Below are 20837 nucleotides of genomic sequence, written 5' to 3' on the forward strand. Positions count from 1 at the left end.
GGCTCAATAGAATAGTCCAGCGAAGTCATAATTCCTCATCGATAACTGGCGGCTTGCATCTCGAACATCTCCGCGTACCGTCCAGCGAGTGCAATCAGTTGCGCGTGTGTTCCCTGCTCCACAATGCGTCCGCCTTCCAGTACAACAATTCGGTCGGCCATTCGCACTGTAGAAAAGCGGTGCGAGATGAGCAGGGCCATCTTGCCCTGGGTTAGTTCGGCGAACCGCTCAAAAACCTCAAGTTCACTTTTTGCATCAAGTGCTGCTGTCGGTTCATCCAGGATCAGTAATTGCGCATCGCGGAGATAGGCGCGCGCCAGTGCGAGCTTTTGCCATTCGCCGCCGGAGAGATCGACTCCGCCTTCAAAGCGCCTGCCCAGCATCTGGTCGTAGCCGGAATGCAGACGGGAAACGACATCATTGGCAAGGCTCCGGTGCGCGGCAAACTCGATCTCTTGCTGTGTGTGCGACGTCTCGATGCGGCCAACCGCAATGTTTTCGCGTGCTGTCATTTCATAGCGCATGAAATCCTGAAAGATCACGCCGATCTCTGCATGCAGCGATGCAAGATCGTATTCGCGCAAGTCCACGCCATCAAGAAGAATCTCGCCTTCTGTCGGATCGTAGAGGCGTGTGATGAGCTTGACGACGGTTGTCTTGCCCTGACCGTTTTCACCAATCAGAGCAATGCGTTCACCGGGTGAAAGTGTGAAGTTGAAATTGCTCAGAATTCTGCGGTCAGTTCCGGGATAGGTGAAAGAAACATTGCGGAATTCAAAGCCACGCACAACCCGGTGCGGCGCGGGCAACGCATTCGGCTTGGATGCAACACGCGGCTTCATCTCAAAGAAGGCAAGCAGGTCGGTGAGGAACAGAGCCTGATCGGCAACCCCGGATGCGGTTGAGAATGCCTGCTGAATATTGCTCATCGCCTGCAGAATCGCTGTGGTGATCAGCGTGAGGTCGCCGATGGTGTAGTGTCCCTGAATGGTGCGAAAAATGCAGTAGGCGTATGCTCCGTAGTAGCCAAGCTGCCCAAGAATGGACAGCACTCCGCCCCAGAAAAGACGCCTGCGATTGAGGCTCACATTCTCTTCGTAAATTTGCTGCGAGAGTCCGGTGAAACGTTCCGTGAGGTAATTGCTCAGATTAAAGAGCTTCAACTCCTTTGAGGCCTCTTTGCTTCCACCCACCTGCCGCAGATAATCCATCTGCCGGCGAAACGGCGTCTGGCGAAAATTTTTCGCGTAGGTCAGAAATGCAAAGTGGCTTTCGCCGAGAAATGCCGGAATGATTCCAGCGATGAGAATCAGCAGAAGAATTGGAGAGTAGCGAACAAGTACTGCGGAAAATGCCAGTGCAGTGACTGTCTGCTGGATGAGCCGTCCCATTTGCTGGATCATGGCCAGCCTGTCTGTAGCCTGTACACGGGCGCGTTCCAGGCGATCATAGAAGACCGGATCTTCATACGCGGTAACGTCGAGAGCCGCGGCCTGCCGCATAACCTCGACGCTGACGTGATGCGTGTAGCGATCAGCCAAAAGATTGTCAAAGTAATCCACGGCACGCAATAGCGCGCCTGTGAGCACTGCCAAAACCATCTCTGCGATGACCAGCCACCAGAAATGCTGCGGCAGAGACTGGTGCTGCACGATGCGGTTTACGCCGTCAATGATGAATCGGCCGATAATGCCGATGCCTACGGGGAGAAACGCAACTAGAATGCGGATGGAAATATTCCAGAAAACGATGTGAGGACCCGACTCCCAGACGAAATGAAGCACGGGAGGAATATTTTTAAGCGCTGCCAGACGATCGGCCCATGCGCCGCGTGGGCGCTGAGAGCCTTGAGTGTCAGCGTGGCTATCTGAATCAACTTTTGTAGGGCGACTCATAGTTGTAAAACGACCCCTTGTCACCCTGCGCGACCAGTTTTATGTATGGCGCGAGTTCTTTGGATTCGTTCACACAGAGGATCACGCTGCGCGATCCTGCGCGCCAGCGCCAGATTCCCTGTGATGGCACATATGATGCGGTTTATCCGCCGAATGTTGTTTTTCCGTCCCGGCTCGTCAGGAGGATTTCTGTGAAGACTCAGGCGTGTAGGGGTTAAAGCCGGCTGTCGTCATACCGCGCTGCGCCTCGGGATTCTTCATGAACGTCTCCCACACAAATCCGGTGCGGGTATTCTCGGCCATGAGCATCGTGATGCCTGTATCAATGCCAATGACATCGGTGTCGTACCAGCCAGTCAGCGGATTGAATGCATTGACAAAGCCGTAGCGGCTCCAGGCATTCGGGTAGTGATCATGGATGGTTCGCAGCACGCGCAGGGTTTCATGCGGCATAAAAGGTAGTGACCCGCCGGCGGCAGAGGGAACAACGGTGCCGTCAATGGGACCGGTTGCAGGTGGACCACCCCAGGCAACATAGCCATGTGGGGAATCAGAGGCCGTAATTCCCCACAGCGCGTTGCTGTAGTCAGGAAAATCCACATTAAGCTCAATGCAGAACCGCCTGTGCACGTCCGTGGCGATGACTGAGTTCTGAAAGTAATCCGCGTACTGATCGCGCTTGTTGCGAAAGTCAAACCACGCCTGCGAATACTGGTGTACAAACAGTGGCGCGAAGGAGCCGACATAGCGCATGCCGTCGTATTCAAACGTTGTGCGCTTCCAGGCAAACCATGCTTCGCTATGCAGCGGATGCGTGGTGGAACCCATGCCGAGCAGGTACATCATCATCAGCTCGCTGTACAGATCCCAGCGGGAAGGAATAAAGCCCATCTCGGGTGTCCATCCATGCGAAAGCAGGGTTGTATCTTCAGAGAGCCACGTCCAATCCACGCGATCGAAGATAGCGTGAGCCAGTTCGCGGATGTCTTTGTCCTCAAAGTGCTGGCCGCACGTAAGGATTCCGCACAAGAGAATGGCTGTATCGACGGACGAGGCTTCCGAATCCCAGATTCTCTCGCCGGTGTTGATATTGGCAAAGTGATAGAAGAAGCCGCGATGCGTGGGGAGTTTGTGCCAGAGAAAGGACAGCGTGTGAAGCACGCGCAGGCGCGCATCCGCATGGCTGATAAAGCCTCTCCTTTCTGCAATGCAGATAGCTGTGAGGCCAAATCCGGTGGAGGCAATGCTGGCCGCGACGCTCTTGTCCGTGGTGCGCACATTACAGCGGTCTTTGATCAGCCCCGTCGTCGGATTCCCTTGTTCCCAGAAGAATAGAAAATTTGCGTGCTCCAAATCATCAAGGAACTGTTCCTCCTCCGGCGTGAAGGGAGATTCCACCGGCGGCGTGGGAGGCTGCTTTTCATGCTGGCTGGCCCGCTGAGCCAGCGCTTCTATTGCTGCTACCTGGGCGAGTGACGGGACAAGCGAGAGGCCTGCCATCTGCCGCAACAGCCTGCGGCGAGAGACATCCAGGCTTTCTTTCAATCGTTTTTCGTCTAATTTAGGCAGTCTCATCCGTCCATATAACCAGCACGTAAGAATTTACGAACGCATCCGCAGATGGCCTGAAAGCGTGGGGGCCAAAACCTTAGATTCAAAAATACGCCTCCGGGTAAGCTAAGCGGGCAGCAAATTCCGGCGCGAATGCGTCCAAGTCCCATGAAGCAGGATGAAAGAGTGCGCAAAAGCAAAAAAATCATCCTTATCGTCGTCGTCCTGGCCGTGGCTGCAGCAGTTGCCGCGATTCTTGTCTGGCGCCTGCACATCTGGCACCCGCATCTTTCCGTGATTCGGGGCGCGGTGATACGCCACGACGCGGATGTGAGCAAAGAGCTTCCCATTGCCGGTGTAGTGGTAACCGGGACACGAGGCACAATGACTGCTAACGGGCGTACGGATGCTTCCGGATATTTCGAGTTGAGGTTTCCTGAGCCCATTTGGCCAGGGCAGACGGTTGACCTGACATTTCGAGATGATGATTATGAGCCGCTAGACATGGATCTCAAGATGGCTTACCGTTCCACGATGAGAAGGCTGGTGATTGCAGCCATGGAGCCGATTCCTCAGCCTGCCAGAACCGAGTCCGGCGGCCCACTCACAATCGTGTCGAACATTCGAATCCGCTATACCGTGCACTCGCAGCAGGCGGACAACATCGGCAGCGTGGTCAAGACGTTTCAGGTGGTCAATCGCGGTGACATCCCTTGCAGGCGGCAAGCTCCATGCTCTCCGGACGGTGAATGGAAGGCGACGTCCGACTCGGTAAAGCTGGATGCGGGGCAAGATAATGAATTCCGGAATGTCCGCGCGTCTTGCATTGCTGGGCCATGCCCATTTACGCGCATCGATAGCAGCGGCTTTACACAGGGAGGCCGCATGATTACTGCCTCTGCGCTTAACTGGTCAGATACGACTACATTTCTTGTAGAAGCAGAGGTCTTTCATACCGCGCTGGCCTCAAGCGTGCGCCAGTCTTATCCGGTGATGTATGATCGCGCATTTAATTTTACGCTTCCGGAAAGCAAAGAAGGATTAAGCATTGAGGCGGATGTTAATGGCCAGCCGATGATCTTCCCGCTAGGGCCGGAGCTTTATCTGAGCTGGGCCACATGCACATCAAGAACAGCTGGAGACGAAAAAAAGTCCACCGTGTACCGGTGCGAAATGAAGCCAGGATACCGGTTCTGAAGATGATCGATCTGAACATTCTCCCGTCTAAATGTGGTCCATTTCGGCATTTGCGCCTTAGCAGGAACAGCCTGCTCTGTCGAACCCGGCTTTGCGCGTGCTAGTCTCTGAAGAATTGTGGCGAACTTTGAAAAAGCGCCGGCGGAAGTCCGGGAGATTCTCTCCAAGCCGATTCAGCAGCTTGGGCTGAAGCTGGAAGGCGGCCCGCTCGAACGCTTTGTGCGGCAGCTTTACAAAGAGCTGGACGCCAAGGGCCTCACCAAATTTCGTCCACGGTGCTATCTCAGCGATGAGTGGGGCTGCCCCAGCATGGAGCCCGTGATTGGCATTCCGTTTTACCTGGCCGATCCAAACCTGCAGCGCCTGGAAGCTGCGATGAATGACATTGAAGACGCGCGGCAGATCATGATGTACATGCGCCACGAGGCAGGCCACGCTTTTAACTACGCCTACGCGCTCTTTAAAACAGAGGAGTGGCGTGAGATCTTTGGGCCATTCCGCAGGGCTTACCGGGATAACTACAAGCCTGTTCCATTCTCGCGCCAGTTTGTGCGGCACATGGAAGGATGGTACGCGCAGAAGCATCCGGATGAGGACTTTGCTGAGACGTTTGCTGTCTGGCTCACACCTCGCTCCAACTGGCGCAAGCGCTATCAAGGCTGGGGCGCGATGCGGAAGCTGCTTTACATGGATCGCATAGGCCACGAGTTCGGCAATGCAGATCCTGTGGTGGCGCATGGCAATACCGATATTACGGTGGACGAGATGGATCTGACGGTTGGCGAGTTTTATGAGCATGCGCTCGATCAGCAGCTAAGCCTCGGCGACCTTCCGCTCGATACCGACCTGCGCGACATCTTCAACGTGTCGAAACACCGCAGAAAGAATGTTCGGCCGGCGGGCGAGCTGCTGCGTGAAAATCGCAAGGTACTTATCGACAAGGTGAATTACTGGACGGGCGTGCAGCGTCCCTTGGTAAAAAAGCTTGTGGAGAGCATTGAGGCGAAGGTTAACGACCTTGGCCTGCGTGCCGACAAACAATGTGAGCGGGAATATCTGACTGAGATCACCGTGTATGCAACTGCGCTTGCAATGACCTATATTGCGCGGGGCAAGTTCATCCTGCCGTGATTCATTGTGTACTGGTATGCGCTTCCCGGTTGCCGTTGATGGCGGAAGCGAGTGAAGATTCGAGTGAGGCGGAAGAAACGCAGGGCATTTTATGGAAGCACTGAAGATCACGATCCTGTATGACCTCTGGGAAGATACAGTTCCTGAGCCGGAGCCAGAACCCGAGCCGGCCAAGCCATCGCGCGGCAAAAAGATCAAACCTGTGCGGAAGAAAAAAGATCCACTGCACGAGCGCGAAGAGATATTCAATGCGCTGACAAAGCTTGGATATGAGCCCGCATATCATGTGCTGGACGGCAGAAACCAGGCTCTGCTCTCACTGGCAAAATGCAGCGCCGATCTCGTCTTCAACCTGACAGAGTCCTATGCCGGCGATGACACGATGGATAAGAACATCGCGGCGTTTCTTGAAATGCTGCATCTTCCATACACCGGCGGCGGCCCGCAGGCGCTTTATCTTGCGCAGGATAAAGCGATTGCGAAAAAGATATTCGACTTTCACAAGATCAAGACTCCGGACTTCGCAGTGTCGTACAAGGGCCGCACCGATCACTCACATGACATCAAGTTTCCGCTGATCATCAAGCCAGTTTCAGAAGATGGTTCGATCGGTATCGACAGCGGCTCCGTGGTGGAAAGCGTGAAGGACCTCATGGAGCGCATTCACTACATCCACGAGGAATTCGATAGCCCAGCGCTCATCGAGGAGTACATCGAAGGCCGCGAAATCTATGCCGCGATTCTCGGCAACGAAAGCCCTGAGGTGCTGCCGCTGATTGAGCTGGATCTTTCAAAGCTGCCCAAGGGAACTCCGCGAATCGCCGGCCAGGATGTAAAGTTCTTTCGCGACACAGAAGCGTACAAGCTGACAAAGTCCGCTCCGGTGGAGGATCTCGACGAGGAGACCACGCAACGACTTCAGGACATTGCGCTGGCCGCTTATCGCGCTCTCAAGCTGCGTGACTACGGTCGTATTGATATGCGCCTGAATGATAAGGGCGAGGTGTTCGTCATTGAAGCCAATCCGAATCCCTGGCTCGCCAGCACAGCAGAATTCGCAATGGCAGCCAAAAAAGCCGGCTACACATACGCCGAGGCAATCGACAAGATCGTAAAACTGGCCTACGCCCGCGCCGCGTAACTCCATAGGTGAGGTAGATCTTTGCGCCATACGATCTCATTTTCCGCCGAAGTTTTTCTAGCGGAGTCATTGAGACAGTCAGGCTCAGCGATAAGCCTGAGCCGGGTGAAATGGTCACAGAACAGGGACGATGAGCACTTCTTCGCCCAGTACCGTCAAGCTCCAAGGAACCCGGCAAGGATCAAGGTAAGGCAGAGCACCACAGAGAACGGAAGGACATTCATTCGAGACACCCGCCTGAGCTTCGCTGTTTCTGTCCCCTGGGGTACAACCTCACTATTTATGTCCTCCCGCTTCGCCTGAATCTCCAAAGCCTTCTGTCGATCGGCGTTGCCCTTATTGCGAAGCAACTCCACTAGTTGTCCGACCGGTCCCTTTGGCTCCGGACCATTGAGGAGCGCAATGCTAAGCTGGCGACGGATCGGACCATTGACGAGCGGAATGACCTTGATACTTGCGACCTTAAGAGCCTTCTCAAGAGCCATGCAAGGGACGAATCCCACACCGAGTCCTGCCTCTACCGCTGCGATGATGCCCTCCGTGGAATTCATATCAATTGATATACGCAGCTGTTGCCGGAGGACGCCATTCTGTTCGAGATACTCTTCTACAAAACGGCGCATGCCGGACCCAACTTCCCGCAGCAGGATCGGCTCCTGCACAAGCTCGGCAGCTTTGAGCAGCGTCTTCTTTGCCCATCGATGATCATGCGGCACAATCAGTGTCAGCTCATCTTCTCCAAACGCCTCGATCTTCAGGTCCGGTCGGAATGCGGGAGCCTCAATCAATCCGATTCCGACCTGATGCATGGTCAGGGCGTGCAGAATCTCATTCGTGCTGCCGCTCATAATATGAATTCGGAGTCTGGGCCATTCGCTCACCAGATGGGGAAGGAGCCTGGGCAGGAGATAGACGGCAATCGTATGGGAGGCACCAATAGTCAGTTCGATTCCTTCCTGTCCTCCGAATGGCGCCAGTGCGGCAATGGCATCATTCGTCACCGCCTCGATCTGCCGCACGTACTGCAGTAGAGTGGTTCCCGCCGGCGTCAGGCTGATATCGCGTCCGATACGATCGAAGAGTGCAATGCCCAGACTCTCTTCGAGAGACTTGACCTGGGAAGTTACGGCAGGCTGGGTGAGATGAAGCTCATCCGCAGCCCTCCGGAAATTGAGCGTATCCGCGACTACGCGGAAGACCTTCAGCTTAAAGTTTTCCATCATGGCGTTGCACCAATCTGATAATTGAGAGTCGCAAGAGCAAGCCGATATTGATATTGCGCATTCGTATTTCCAATGGCGGCATCCGTCTGCTGAAACTCAGCCTGACTCAGCTCTACGATTGAACTGAGGCCCAGTTGATATCGCGTCTGCGCTAAACCAAGAGCCAGATTAGCTTCTTTGAGCAATTCCGCTGTCACCGCAACCCGCTGAAATGCAGTGTTCGCTGCCAGCCAGGCGGTGCGAACATCGCGAACAATATGATCGCGTAGACCGCGGCTCTGCTCCGACGCAGCTTGAGCCCGGATCGTCGCTTCCTTGGCCTGTGCCGAGTAGAGGAAACCATTGAAGATCGGAATGTTCATGTTGACGCCGGCTGCGCCCCACCAGTTCGTGGTGTAGTACTGCTCTCCTGGACGAATGGGGACGGTGCCAGCAGTTCCAGCAGCGGTGATGGTGGGCAGCATCTGATCGTGCTGCGCGTGGCTGAATTTAACCGCAGCCTGCTGGCTGTAATTCAACGCCTGCAGATCGGGCCTTTGCTGAAGCGCGAGTTGAATGAGTTGGTCAGCATTCGGCGGAGGAGGGTGCAGTGGGCCATTGTCTTCGTCCAGGTCGTATATCTGTTGCCGGTCGAGGCCTAACACGTCATCCAGTGCCACCATCGTGGAGTCGGCGTTGTTCTGCGCATCCAGTAACAGCAACTTCGCCTGCGAAAGATTGACATCCGCAAAGCTCAGATCAAGGGTCGACTTGAGCTTGTTCTTTGTCATCGCACTGACCTGTGTGTCCGTAGTATTCCTTGTAGTGACATTTTGCTCAGCAACCTTAAGCAAAGCCTGGGCCTGCAGGGTATTGTAGAAAGCCTGATCCGTCACGATGACAATGTCTTCGGTGGTGGCGAGGGTGCTTGCATTCTGCGCCTTCTCTTGCAGTTTCGAAGACGCAACAAGATTCTTCGTTCTCCCAAAGTCCGTGATCAATTGTGTGGCAGTGGCACCGGCGCCTGCATGCGTGAAGAGGCGTGAGGCTGTGAGCGATCCCGCCGAAATGCGGGAGCCGTCTTCTGCATCCTCGGCAGTAATGTTGCCCGTCGCGCTCGGCAGTTCCGCCGACCGCAACTCCCGAACTACCTGATGTTGCGCCAGCGCAAGCAGCCGTCCAACTGTGACCCTTGGATTGTTCTTGATCGCCATCTGTTCGGCTTCGATGCGCGTGAGATGGGTCGGTTGTCCCGGAGCCGAACTTCCCGATGTGGTTTCCGGGGCTTGAGCTGCTACTTGAGATATCGTCGAAAGATTTCGAGGCGCGTTGGCTATAAGCCGACTCGGCGGAGCATCGGGAAGCAACGGCTGGCTTGCTGTCTGTCCGGATAATGCTCCGGAGCAGATGATGGCAAATGAGCCCAGGAGTATGGAACGGAATAGTCGGACTCTTGTTCTCTTCATCATTTTCTATCCCTCCGCCTTAACTGCGGTTGTCTTTTCCAGCCGGCCGTGGATGATCAGGTACACTGCCGGCACCAGGAAGATAGTGACGACGACCGATGCCGCCAAACCGCCGATAATGGCCCGCGCCAAAGGTGCATATTGCTCGCTTCCGGCTTCGATGCCAAGCGCCATCGGGATCATGCCCAGGAGTGTTGCCAGGGATGTCATGAGAATCGGGCGCAGGCGCACCTTGCACGACTGCACCACTGCCTCCAGAAGCCCCAGTCCTTGTTTATGCAGGATGCCGGCAAACTCGACGATCAGGATGCTATTCGACACCACGATGCCGGTCATCATGATGACGCCCATCAGTGACATGATGTTGAGCGTGCTGCCGGTGGCAAGAAGCGTCAGAACGACTCCTGCCAGACCCGGAGGAATGGCCATCAGGATGATGAATGGATCGATGAACGACTTGAACTGCGCCATCAGGATCAGGTACACCAGAGCGATCGAAAGCAACAGTCCGACGCCGAAGTGCAGGAACGAATCATTCATGCTGATGACCGCACCGCGGACGACGATGCGTGTGTTTTTCGGCTTCTGTGTGTTTATGACCAGTTTCTGGATGTTCTTGTTTACCTTCTCCAGGGCTTCCGTCGAAGGCATCACATAGATGTCTATTACACGGCGAATCTGATAGTGATCTACTTCGGTTGGCGTATTGATCTCTTTAATATCGACAACCGATCGCAACGGGGTATAGGCCTGTGAACTGGCTGACCGCAGAGGAATGTCTTTGAAGTCCTCCATGCTCATGTTGCCGATCTTTTTATTGAAGTACTGCACGGTGAGCATGTAGTTGTTGCCTGTATCGGGATCGATCCAGTAGCTGGGCGCGATCTGTCCATCCGAGGTCAGCGCTGTAATGACGTTGTCCACGACATCCTTGGGCGATAGCCCAATCAGACTGGCGCGTTCGCGATCGATGTTCATCTCGAGGCCCGGGTACTTCAGGTCTTGCGGGATATACACATCACTCACATTTTTGAGACCCTTGATCTTTTGGGCCAGCCCTTTGGCTATATCGAAGGCGCCGTCCATGTCGTTCGAGCTGATCTGGATATCGATCGGAGCGGGCAAACCTTGATTAATGACCGAGTCCACCAGACCCCCGGCCTGGAAGTACGTCGTCAACTCGGGCATGTCGGATGCCAGCTTGCGGCGCACCCGTTCCATGTACGCATAACTGCCGACTTTGTGGTCTTCTTTCAGGCTGACCTGAACGAACGCCGTATCCATGGCCGAATTCGTAGTGTAGATTGCCGAGAGATCCGGCGTAATCCCGATGTTGGAGACGATCATGCCCAGATCTTCCGTAGAAACCACCTGCCGGATATCGTTCTCCACGCGCGCGATGTATTGATTGCTCAGCTCGATACGTGTGCCCGCCGGACACTTTACATCGATGACAAACTGGCCGGGGTCGGTGCGGGGGAAGTACGCACGTCCGAGGAATGGAAATAGAACCAAGAGTATGAGCGCGATCGAGCCGAGGATAACTGTGGCCGTAAGGCGCGGATTCCGCAGTACTCGATTGGCCAGCTCTTCATATCGATTCAGCATCCTCTGGAAATATTCGTTGAACCTGGCAACGAAACGTTGAAAGAGAGGCTTCCGCTTTTCTACGTGCCCTTCGCCTTCGGCATGGTGGTCAAGGCGGATGAAGTGGGCACAGTACAGAGGGACCACGGTCATTGCGAAGATGTACGACGCGAAGATGGAGATCACGACGCCGAGCGCCAGATCCGCAAAGATGTACTTGCTCACGCCCGTGAGAAAGCTTACCGGGAAGAACACGATCGAAGTTGTCGAGGTCGCGGCGAGAACGGCAAGCGATACTTCCATGCCTCCCTTCTCCGCCGCCTCTCGCGGAGGAGATCCCATCTCCATGTAGCGGAAGATGTTTTCAAGCACCACCACGGAATCGTCGATCAGGCGCGAAAACGCCAGTGCCAGACCACCCAGCAGCATGGTATTGATCGAGCCGCCCATCGCCTTCATCACCAGCAGGCAGACAAGAGCCGAAAGAGGAATCGACAAGAGCACGGCAAATGTCGCGCGGGAGTTTCCCAGAAAGACGAGGATCATGATGCCGGTCAGGAACAATCCGATGCCCGCTTCCTTCAGCAGGTTTTTGATTGCGCCCTTCACAAACAGCGACTGGTCGAAGACCACGGCGGTCCTGAGTGAGGCAGGAATATCCACGAGATTCTTGATAGCTTCTTTCATCCCGTTCACGATCGTGATGGTGTTGCTGTCTCCTCCCTGCTTCAGCACAGGCACGTAGACGGATCGTTGCCCATCGATGCGGACGATGTTGGTTTGGATCGCGCCCGCGTCCTGTGCCCTTCCTACGTCCCCAACCATAATGGAGGCATTCCCCACCGACTTGAGCGGCATGGAGTTAATCTCCTGCGCGCTCGGGACCTGGCTGTTCGCATAAATGTTGTAGTCCTTTGTGCCAATACGAACGTCGCCAGCAGGGAGGATTAGATTGGAATCGTTGACCGCATGGACAACATCCATCAGGCTCAGGTTGTGGGCTTCTAGCTTCAAGGGGTCCACATAAACCTGAATCTGACGGTAGGTTCCACCGAACGGTTGTGGAACGGATGCACCGGAGACATTTGCAATCTGATTGCGTACCTGGAATTGAGCCAGATCCTTCAGGTTCGTTTCGTTCAGTCCCTGTCCTTTCAGCGTGACGAGACAAACCGGCTGGTTCGAAGCATCCATGCTGAGGACGACCGGAGGCAAAGTTCCGGGTGGCAATCGTCGCAGGTCGGCCATGGCCAAATTCGCGATGTTGCTCAGAGCGGCGTTAGGATCCGTGCCTGGCTTGAAGTAGATCTTGATGAGACTCACGCCTGTCAGGGAGCGTGATTCTATGTGGTCGATATTGTTTCCCAGCGTAAAGAAGCGTTCGAAAGTATTGGTGATGTCCGCCTCGATTTGCTTTGGCGGCATCCCGGAATAAAATGTGGCGACAACGACGACGGGAATATCGATCTTGGGGAACAGATCGACTGGCATCGTAATGGTGTTGACAACGCCCACCAGCAGGACGATGAGACACAACATAATGATGAAGAACGGGTAGCTGAGCGCAAACTTGGGCATTACTGATTTCCTCCCTTGTCTGTCTGCGGGTCGGACTCTCCGCCTTGTTCGCGGACAACGTCGTTTGTGGCCTCTTTCTGAACCTGCGGCGTGACCTGTTCACCGACTTGATATTTTGATTGACCACCGACGATCACGCGTTCGCCTTCACTGAGTCCTCCGGTTACTTCCACCAGATCTGAACCCTGAATGCCCGTCTGAACAACTCTCTGCTGGACATGATTTTGGCTATCGACAATCAGGACGGTCCGCCTGTTTCCATCGTTCACCACTGCCTGCACCGGAATTGTCAGCACGTTATCGCGATGATCGAGCTGCAACTCGGTATTGGCATACATGCCAGGAGTGAGCGACAGGTCTTTGTTGGGAACATCGATCTCCGTCTCCATCGTGCGTGTCTCGAAGCTGACGTTGCGAGTAAAACGAACCACCATCCCCGTCAGAGACCGCCCAACGGCGTCCACATGTACCTGCATGTTCTGACCGGTATGGACATAGCGCACAGCATCTTCCGGCACCGGTACACGAAGCCGAAGCAGGTCGCTCTGGGAAAGTTTGACGATGGGCAACGACTGCGTGTCGGACGAGGTCCCGGCCTGGATCAATGCGCCAGTATCGGCGTAGCGAAAGATGATGACTCCGTTCAGCGGTGCGGTGACATGCGTGTAATCATTCAGGTCCTGTACGCGCTCTCGGTTGGCGTCGGCCACATCCGATCCTTGTTTGGCAGCCGACAGCGCTGACTGTGTGGCGTCGATCTGTGCAGCGGTAGATAGGTCTTTCGACTGAGCATTGTCCAGTTCCTGTTGCGCAATCAGGCCGGGCTGGGCTGCAGCGGCCTGCACCAGGCGGAGGTAATCGGCATGAACCGCGCTGTGCTCGGACTCGGCGCGCGCTACTTCGTGCTGCGCCCGCGTGATCTCGTCCTTGCTCCGGGCAAACTCCGATTTGCTGCCCTTCAGTTGGGCATTCAGTTCAGGCACTTCGAGGATGGCTAGCGTCTCGCCCACGCGCACCTTGTCACCGATATCGACGTAGATGTTCTTGATGTAACCGGAGACCTTAGCGTGGACGTCGACTACCTGATATGGCTGGAACTGCCCTGCAAGGTTCAGGACGTGTGCAATGTTTGCTCGCGATACGGCCACAACGGCAGCCGCCGGAGCTTCTGAGCCACTCGTCTCTGAGCTCCGGGGCCTGGAATTACAGGCGGTCAGACCAGTTACGACAGGCAATGCCAGTCCTGCGGCGAGGATAAATGAGGTTCTGTTTCGCATATCTCAAATGCACCTATTTTGTGAATTTGTGCTCGGTGAAGGCTCGCGTGGAAGGACACATTCCCCGGCAGAGAACAGACCATGCGGCAGCCGACAGGAAAACCTGAGCCGGGCGCTTCAATTTTTGGAGTTAAAAGGTAAAGCTAGGAGAGTACGGGCGGAGGAAGAACGAAAAAGAAGTTCAAACCAGTGCGGTGACGCAGACGCCACGACCGTTTTACAGCAAAATCCCGCTTGTCCGATGCAGGTATATTCAGGGAACGATAAGCAAGAATGAGCAGCAGAAGAACACTGGTAAACACTGCTGGCGAAGCTTTCGTATCGCTCAACAGAGGACTTTGCGATGCAATCGCCTGCTCATTTTTCGATAGCAGCTTCGCCTGCGGCATCTTATGGGAATAGGATTGAGGCGGGTCGTAGAGAGAAAGCTTGTAGCCGAGACCCCATGCGAAGACAAGAAACGACAGTCCGATAAATCCCGAGAGCATCCAGACGGGCAGGTGTCGATTTGTGCTCTGAAGATTCACGGAAACTCAATCCTGAGTTGCAACCGGCAGACAAATCGGATGTCTGACATAAGGCTTCCGCGCAACTTATGTTTATTGATAACACAAACGGAGAATTACAAAGTTTAATAATTTTTATGGTTCATAAGATTTATTGTGGCTGGATTTCACATTCAGAGTTCTACACCGTGCAAACGAGGTTGATGAACTTAAAACGACATGGACGCTACATCCGTTCTACATAGACCTTTCACGTGAGCCATGCAAGGCGGAGCAATGGCCGGGGCATTTGGCCGCATACATACCATAACCCTGAATACTTTTTCCATGCCGCTAATTCTCTAGTTGGCCGAAGATGGGCTGTTTGGAAGCATCGAGATTCATGGCCGCCGGGAAATTGATCTTCCTGACCAGGGCCCGGTATCTCGGCTCGTCTTTCAAGGTGAGCAGATCCCGATCCATCAGACAAACTAGAAAGTACGGTTCATGGCGAGCGTAGGCATCTTCCAGGAGATGCAACGCTTCCTGCTTCCTGCCCATCAGGATGCAGGTCTTGGCCAACATGGTCCCCATGAGTTTTCCCGCCAGATAGTATTCCTTTTGTCTGGCGTACAAGTTCCGCAGCAGCCCGCGCGCACCATCCTGCGCATACCCTTCCCGTGCCGATGTAATGATGTCTCTCAGCACAGGATCGCCTTCAATCTCCGCTGTCTTTTGACCTTCCGCGAGATAGGCTTGATATCTGCGAAGATACAGGTTGATGAGCATCATGTAATAGTGGGGCGAGCGGAACTCGGGGTTGGTCCGCTCCACCTCCTCAAGCACCTCGATGGTTTCCTCCGTTTTCCCGGCATTGAAGAGCATCACACCCTTGTCGGCCAGGGTTGCGGGCGAAGATGTATCCAGCTCCTGAGCCTTGTCGATCTGCTCCAGGCATTCGTCAATTCGCCCCGGCATGGCGAAAGAATTGGCGTACCAGCGGCGGGCAACAGGATCCTTCAGGTTGAGTTCGATGGCCCGGTGAAACTCCTTTTCGGCGTCTACAAAATCCCAGTTGCCCCAGAATTCAGCGAAGGCCAGCGCGCGATGAGCCTCGGATAAGGAATCATCCAGCTCCACGGCCTTTCTGGCGGCGGCTATTCCTCGCGAAAAAGCATCGCTCTCCGGCAGCGTTTGAGGATTTTCTGGAGCAACTTTCGCTTTTTGTTTCCCCTGTCGGGCTGTTTTCCGAGAGGTGGAAGATTATGGCGCTATGTGATTGTTTTTGTGTAATTTACCGCTGATTTACAGTGTTTACTAATTGATTATCATGAGCGGTTACTTTTGCGGGGACACCCCCGAAAAAAAAATTTCTGGGCTGCCTTGAATGAGCTACGGCCCGAATCCCTTTTTGGGTTCGGGCCGTGGCTTATTCTTCTGCTGATTCTGAGTAAAGCATAAATGGGGTTAATTGCATGCAAAGTTTCTGGAGGAGGTGGGGTTACGAAAGGGTGGTGGACTTTGGTAATGGGGAAAGAAAGGGAAAAGGGAAAAGAGCAGTTCTCCTCTTGCTGTGGAGCGATCCCAGCCTGGCCGCTAATACGAATACGCGGCGAGGGTGGGGCGTCCGAACTTTATATCTTCGGGAGAGATGCTTTAGTCGGGTGTCCTACCCCTTGCCCTTCGCAAACAGCTCATCCAGCTTCTGCTCGTAGGCATGGTAACCGAGATACTTGTATAAATCCGCGCGCGACTGCATCGTCTCCACCACGCTCTTCTGCGTGCCCTCCGCGCGAATCGCCTCATATACCTTCAGCGCCGCCGCATTCATGGCTCGGTAAGCCCCGCAGCAATAGAGCACAATATCCACACCCGCCGCGCCCAGCTCTTCGCGCGTCCACAGCGGCGTCTGCCCAAACTCCGTAATGTTGGCCAGCACCGGCACACCCACAGCCTTGCGAAACTCCGTGTACTGCACCAGCTCCGTAACCGCCTCGGCAAAGATCATATCCGCACCCGCAGCCACGTACGCCTGCGCCCGCTCAATCGCCTTCGCGATTCCCTCATTGGCCAGCGCATCCGTCCGCGCCATCAACACAAATGCCGCGTCCGTTTTCGCATCCACCGCGGCCTTGATGCGGTCCACCATCTCCTCCACGGGTACAATTTCTTTGCCTGGCCGGTGTCCGCAGCGCTTCTGGCCCATCTGGTCTTCTATATGCACCGCCGCCGCGCCGGCCTTGATCATCTGCCGGATCGTCCGCGCAATATTGAACGCCCCGCCCCAGCCCGTGTCGATATCCACCAGCAGCGGCAGCCCGCTCGCATCCGTAATTCGCCGCACATCCGTCAGCACATCTTCCATTGTGCTGATGCCCAGGTCGGGAATTCCCAGCGAATTCGCAGCCACGCCCCCGCCCGAGAGATACAACGCGCGAAAGCCCGCAGCCTCCGCCAGCTTTGCCGTATAAGCGTTAATGGTTCCAGCCACCTGCAGCGGTTTTTCTTCTTTGAGAGCAGCGCGAAACCGCCCTCCGGGAGTCAATAATGATGTAGTTCCTGTCATAGCGTTTCCGAGGGCATCATAGCAGGCACTTGGCGCGCGGCAAACCGCGCCTTTGAGTAGTGTCTCAGTTTGAGGAAACTGCCACGGGGGCTAAAGCCCAATTTTATTTTTATGGCCGTTTCGGCACGACTCAAATCGTGCCCTGTTACAAAGCAATTCAAATTGAGACACTGCCCGCCTTTGGGTAAACTGGCTCAAGAGCCTGCTCTCATGCGACAATTTCTGGCGTCCGGTTTATACGCCACAAGGCACTTGCTAACTATCCATCGCTAACCATCCATCGCCAATCACCAATCAAGGAGTACGAAATCCATGAAGCGTCTTCTCTGTTGTCTCGCCCTCTGTTGCGGCATCTTCGCCACCGCCACCTCAGCCTCTGCGCAAGCCATGATGGCCGCCAAGCCCAAAGGCCCCGCAAGTCCACCGGCCATGGCCGTCAGTGTCATCGGCAATAAATCTTTCTGGATCGCCTACTCCTCGCCGGGCGTCAAGGGCCGCGCAGGCAAGATCTTCACCTCAGATGGCCTCATCAAGACCGCCGGAGGCTCGCAATATCCCATCTGGCGCGCCGGGGCAAACTCTGCCACAACCCTCATTGTTGACGGCAAAGTGAAGATAGGCGACGTCACCGTACCCTCCGGCGCTTACACGCTTTTCGCTGACATCTCTGACCAGAACAACTGGACGCTCATCATCAGCAAGAAGACCGGCCAGTGGGGCCTGTCCTACGATCCCGCCGAGGACCTGGGCAAAACCAAATTCACCATGTCCGCGCCGTCCTCCGCAGTTGAAAACCTGAAGTGGGAGATCACGGACAAGGGCAACGGCATGGGTGCCATCACGCTCAGTTGGGAAAACCACACCGCGACAGTGGACGTGGACACGCACTAATCGTATTCGCAAGCCAGAGCAGCACAGATTTCGGAGGGCTGTTTGTACGGAGGGTGAGAGTGGGCTATTTCAGATCCGGATTTTCGGACCTGGAATAGCCCATTCGTTCATCGTCCTTCGTTACTTGCGCCTAAGAAAACTCCCAGCGGCGGGCGAAGCGGCGGGCTAGCAGGAAGAGGACTGCGCCTACGCCGAGCAGGACGGCGACCTGCGGCCAGAGGGCGGTGACGGGCTGGTCGCGCCAGAAGACCTTGGTGAAGCCGTCAATGGCCCAGGAGTTGAGGGTGAACTGGCCGGCCTTTTGCATGGCGTCACTCATGAGGTAGCGCGGGAACATGCTGCCGCCGATGGACGACATGGTGAGGATGAGCAGCGTGGAGATGGCTCCGAGCTGGGCGCGGGTTTTGGCCAGGCTGGCGAGGAGCATTCCGAAGGCTGCGACGGCGAAGGCGGTGCTGAGACCCATGACGAGGAAGCCGGGAATGTGCGTCCAGAGGTCGAGGTGGAAGACGGCCCAGCCGAAGACGAACATGGCGGCAAGCTGGGTGAAGGCGAGCAGCGTGTTGTAGGTGAGCTTGCCGGCGAGCAGCGTGGTCATTCCGATGCGCGAGCTGAGGACGCGGTCAAGCGTGCCGCTATCGGCTTCATCGAGCAGCGCCCCGGCGGAGTTCGACGCGGTGAAGAGCAGGAACATGACTCCGACGGCGGCGGCGTAATAGGAGATCATGGGCTTGTTTTGGGACTCGCCGAGAACGGAGCGGGTTTGGACGCTGATGATGCCGTTGAAGCCGGAGCCTGTGGAGCTTGTGTTTGTGTTGGTGGAGGATGCGGCGTTCTGGGTGCGATCCTGCTGGAGTTTTTTGAGGTAAGCGAGATTGTCGTTCCACTGCTTTTGCTGCGCGGGTGTGAGCGTGCCGACGTATTTTTCAGTGTACTTCTGGCCCATCTCAGCCATGGTGGCTGGGAGCGAGGTCATGGCGGCTTTCTGGAGCATTCCGCTGACGACTTGCGGGGCGATGGCGTCGCTGGAGTCGTTGAGGAGCTGGATTTTGGGGGTGTTTTGATTCTGGCTTGAGCCGCCGAAGGAAACTGGATTTGCGCCCCAGCCTTGCGGGATGATGAGCGCTACGGAGACGTCTCCGGCTTTGACGGCGGCCTCAGCGGATTGTGCGGTGTAATCGGGCGGGCTGGGCTGGGCTTTTGATGCTTCAGGATGCGTGCTGACGCGGAGTGTGTCTTCATGCAGGAGCGCGTTGATGAGGCTCTTTGAGGCTTCGGAGTTGTCCTGATCGACGATGATGGTTTTTACGCGCGGCACGGTGTCATGCATGCTGCCGAAGATGATGGCGAAGATGGTGAAGAAGCCGATGGGCAGGATGAAGGCGAGGGCGAGCGCGGCTCGGTCACGGCGCAGGCTGGCGAAGGCTGTCTGGAGGATGGCAAACATTAGTCTCGCAACTCCCTTCCGGTGAGGTGGAGGAAGACGGATTCAAGATTGGGACGGCGCAGGGCGAGGTCTTCGAGTTCGATGCTGGAGGATGCGGCGTCTGCGAGGATGGTGGAGACTTCTGTTGGCTGGGCGATGGTGAATTCGGCTGCGCCTTCCGATATTTTGCCTTTGTGGCGGGCGGCCCATGCTTCGATGACTTCCGGCGCGCCGGTGACGCGGGCGATGACCTGGCTGCTGGTTCCGAAGGAGCTGCGAACGAGTTCGGCGTAAGTGCCCTCTGTGATGACTTTACCGTGATCGACGATGGCGATGCGGTCGCAGAGGCGCTCGGCTTCTTCCATGTAATGCGTGGTGTAGATGAGCGAGGCGCCGTGGGCGCGGAGGGCTTCAATCATCTCAAAGATGCGATTGCGGGATTGCGGATCGACGCCGACGGTGGGCTCGTCCATGAGAACGACTTTGGGCTGGTGGATGATGCCGACGGCCATGTTGAGGCGGCGCTTCATGCCGCCGGAGAGCGTGCCGGCGACGGTTTTGGCGCGGTCCGTGAGTGCGGCCCACTCCAGGCACCAGGCGGATTGCTCTTTTAGCTTGCTGCCGGTAAGGCCGTGGTAGCGGCCAAAGGCGATGAGGTTCTCGGCGCAGGTGAGGCGCGGGTAGATGGCCAGCTCCTGCGGAACCCAGCCGAGGGCCTGGCGGGCGGCTGTGCTCTGGGCGGCGTTGCCGAAGATGGAAACTGTTCCCGTGTTGGGGATGACGCGGCCCACGATGGAGCGGATGAGCGTGCTTTTGCCTGCGCCGTTGGGGCCGAGCAGGCCGAGGCACTCGCCGGGTGCCAGCGTAAGCGAGATGCCATCGACGGCGGTGAGCGTGCCGAAGCGCTTGACGAGGCCGGTGATCTGGAGCGGCAGGGCTGCGCCGGTGATGGCTGCGGCGGAGGCCAGCTTGACGGTGGCTGCGGACACTAGGCGAACTCCTCCTGGACTCCTCTTGGTGGAGTGTGAGGCAATCGTACCTTAGATACGGCTTGTTTCGGGCGCTAGTTCCACCAGCGTATGAATACATTGCGAATTCAGTGTGCTGGCGTAACCAGATCGGGGGCCAGCGCGTCTCATACAAGCGGTTAAAAATCTGGAGGAAAAAGTATGGATACGGTAGCGATTCTTGCGCTTCTTGAGGCAAAAGCGGGAAAAGAAAACGAAGTAGAAGAGTTTTTGAAGTCGGCGCAGCCATTGGCTGAGCAGGAGACCGGGACAACAAGCTGGTATGCCGTGAAGCTTGGGCCGGCGAAGTTCGGCATCTTCGATACGTTCAGCAACGAAGAGGGCAGAAAGGCTCATTTGACGGGCGAGATTGCCAAGGCGCTCTTTGCGAAGGCGGAGGAATTGTTTGCTACGCCGCCGCAGGTGGAGATGCTGGA

The 20837-nt window shown here is 55.8% G+C and carries 16 protein-coding genes; 5 read left to right on the forward strand and 11 right to left on the reverse strand.

What is annotated here, in order from left to right:
- Nucleotides 1-35 precede the first annotated feature (35 nt).
- Both ABSG47_RS08075 and ABSG47_RS08080 read right to left on the reverse strand, forming a co-directional pair.
- The gene (locus ABSG47_RS08075) at nucleotides 36-1784 is read right to left on the reverse strand and encodes an ABC transporter ATP-binding protein (protein WP_424168668.1); all 1749 of its coding nucleotides are present in this window, start codon (nucleotides 1782-1784) and stop codon (nucleotides 36-38) included.
- Between the two features lie 288 nt (nucleotides 1785-2072).
- Nucleotides 2073-3440 carry a glucoamylase family protein gene (locus ABSG47_RS08080; RefSeq protein WP_424168670.1) on the reverse strand — a complete coding sequence of 456 codons (1368 nt, stop codon included), beginning with the start codon at nucleotides 3438-3440 and terminating at the stop codon, nucleotides 2073-2075.
- A gap of 192 nt (nucleotides 3441-3632) precedes the next feature.
- On the opposite strand from ABSG47_RS08080, the gene ABSG47_RS08085 reads away from it, so the two are divergent.
- The 3 genes from ABSG47_RS08085 (at nucleotide 3633) to ABSG47_RS08095 (ending at nucleotide 6915) form a co-directional block, all read left to right on the forward strand.
- The gene (locus ABSG47_RS08085) at nucleotides 3633-4643 is read left to right on the forward strand and encodes a hypothetical protein (RefSeq protein ID WP_424168672.1); all 1011 of its coding nucleotides are present in this window, start codon (nucleotides 3633-3635) and stop codon (nucleotides 4641-4643) included.
- Nucleotides 4644-4760: 117 nt separating this feature from the next.
- Nucleotides 4761-5774, forward strand: coding sequence for a putative zinc-binding metallopeptidase (locus ABSG47_RS08090; protein WP_424168674.1), 1014 nt, complete (start codon nucleotides 4761-4763; stop codon nucleotides 5772-5774).
- A 91-nt stretch (nucleotides 5775-5865) separates the two neighbouring features.
- Nucleotides 5866-6915, forward strand: a complete 1050-nt coding sequence (locus ABSG47_RS08095; RefSeq protein ID WP_424168676.1) for a D-alanine--D-alanine ligase family protein — start codon at nucleotides 5866-5868, stop codon at nucleotides 6913-6915.
- 155 nt (nucleotides 6916-7070) lie between these two features.
- Here the strand turns inward: ABSG47_RS08095 and ABSG47_RS08100 are convergent, their stop codons facing one another.
- The 7 genes from ABSG47_RS08100 to prpB form a co-directional block, all read right to left on the reverse strand.
- The gene (locus ABSG47_RS08100; protein ID WP_424168678.1) at nucleotides 7071-8138 is read right to left on the reverse strand and encodes a LysR substrate-binding domain-containing protein; all 1068 of its coding nucleotides are present in this window, start codon (nucleotides 8136-8138) and stop codon (nucleotides 7071-7073) included.
- On the reverse strand, nucleotides 8135-9586 hold the full coding sequence (locus ABSG47_RS08105; protein ID WP_424168680.1) for a TolC family protein: 1452 nt from the start codon (nucleotides 9584-9586) through the stop codon (nucleotides 8135-8137). The genes ABSG47_RS08100 and ABSG47_RS08105 overlap by 4 nt, the downstream gene beginning before the upstream one ends.
- Before the next feature lie 3 nt (nucleotides 9587-9589).
- A complete protein-coding gene (locus tag ABSG47_RS08110) occupies nucleotides 9590-12748 on the reverse strand; it encodes an efflux RND transporter permease subunit (RefSeq protein ID WP_424168682.1) in 3159 nt (1052 codons plus the stop codon).
- On the reverse strand, nucleotides 12748-13896 hold the full coding sequence (locus ABSG47_RS08115) for an efflux RND transporter periplasmic adaptor subunit (protein ID WP_424168684.1): 1149 nt from the start codon (nucleotides 13894-13896) through the stop codon (nucleotides 12748-12750). Before ABSG47_RS08115 ends, ABSG47_RS08110 begins: the two co-directional genes overlap by 1 nt.
- Before the next feature lie 272 nt (nucleotides 13897-14168).
- Nucleotides 14169-14552 (reverse strand): hypothetical protein, encoded by a 384-nt coding sequence (locus ABSG47_RS08120; RefSeq protein WP_424168686.1) that lies wholly within the window; start codon nucleotides 14550-14552, stop codon nucleotides 14169-14171.
- Between the two features lie 312 nt (nucleotides 14553-14864).
- Nucleotides 14865-15650: a tetratricopeptide repeat protein gene (locus tag ABSG47_RS08125; protein WP_424168688.1), complete on the reverse strand. Its 786-nt coding sequence runs from the start codon at nucleotides 15648-15650 to the stop codon at nucleotides 14865-14867.
- A 529-nt stretch (nucleotides 15651-16179) separates the two neighbouring features.
- Nucleotides 16180-17076 carry a methylisocitrate lyase gene (gene prpB / locus ABSG47_RS08130; RefSeq protein ID WP_424168690.1) on the reverse strand — a complete coding sequence of 299 codons (897 nt, stop codon included), beginning with the start codon at nucleotides 17074-17076 and terminating at the stop codon, nucleotides 16180-16182.
- Nucleotides 17077-17388: 312 nt separating this feature from the next.
- Between prpB and ABSG47_RS08135 the strand changes: the two genes are divergently transcribed.
- Nucleotides 17389-17967, forward strand: coding sequence for a DUF2911 domain-containing protein (locus ABSG47_RS08135; RefSeq protein ID WP_424168692.1), 579 nt, complete (start codon nucleotides 17389-17391; stop codon nucleotides 17965-17967).
- A 130-nt stretch (nucleotides 17968-18097) separates the two neighbouring features.
- Here ABSG47_RS08135 and ABSG47_RS08140 read toward each other — a convergent pair whose 3' ends face one another.
- On the reverse strand, nucleotides 18098-19414 hold the full coding sequence (locus tag ABSG47_RS08140; protein WP_424168694.1) for an ABC transporter permease: 1317 nt from the start codon (nucleotides 19412-19414) through the stop codon (nucleotides 18098-18100).
- Entirely contained in the window at nucleotides 19414-20382 is a 969-nt protein-coding gene (locus ABSG47_RS08145; protein WP_424168696.1) for an ABC transporter ATP-binding protein, read from the reverse strand. The genes ABSG47_RS08140 and ABSG47_RS08145 overlap by 1 nt, the downstream gene beginning before the upstream one ends.
- Before the next feature lie 180 nt (nucleotides 20383-20562).
- On the opposite strand from ABSG47_RS08145, the gene ABSG47_RS08150 reads away from it, so the two are divergent.
- A partial coding sequence (locus tag ABSG47_RS08150; RefSeq protein WP_424168698.1) for a putative quinol monooxygenase occupies nucleotides 20563-20837 on the forward strand: 275 nt, incomplete at its 3' end.

This window comes from Occallatibacter sp., from assembly GCF_049510455.1.
Classification (GTDB): Bacteria; Acidobacteriota; Terriglobia; order Terriglobales; family Acidobacteriaceae; genus Telmatobacter.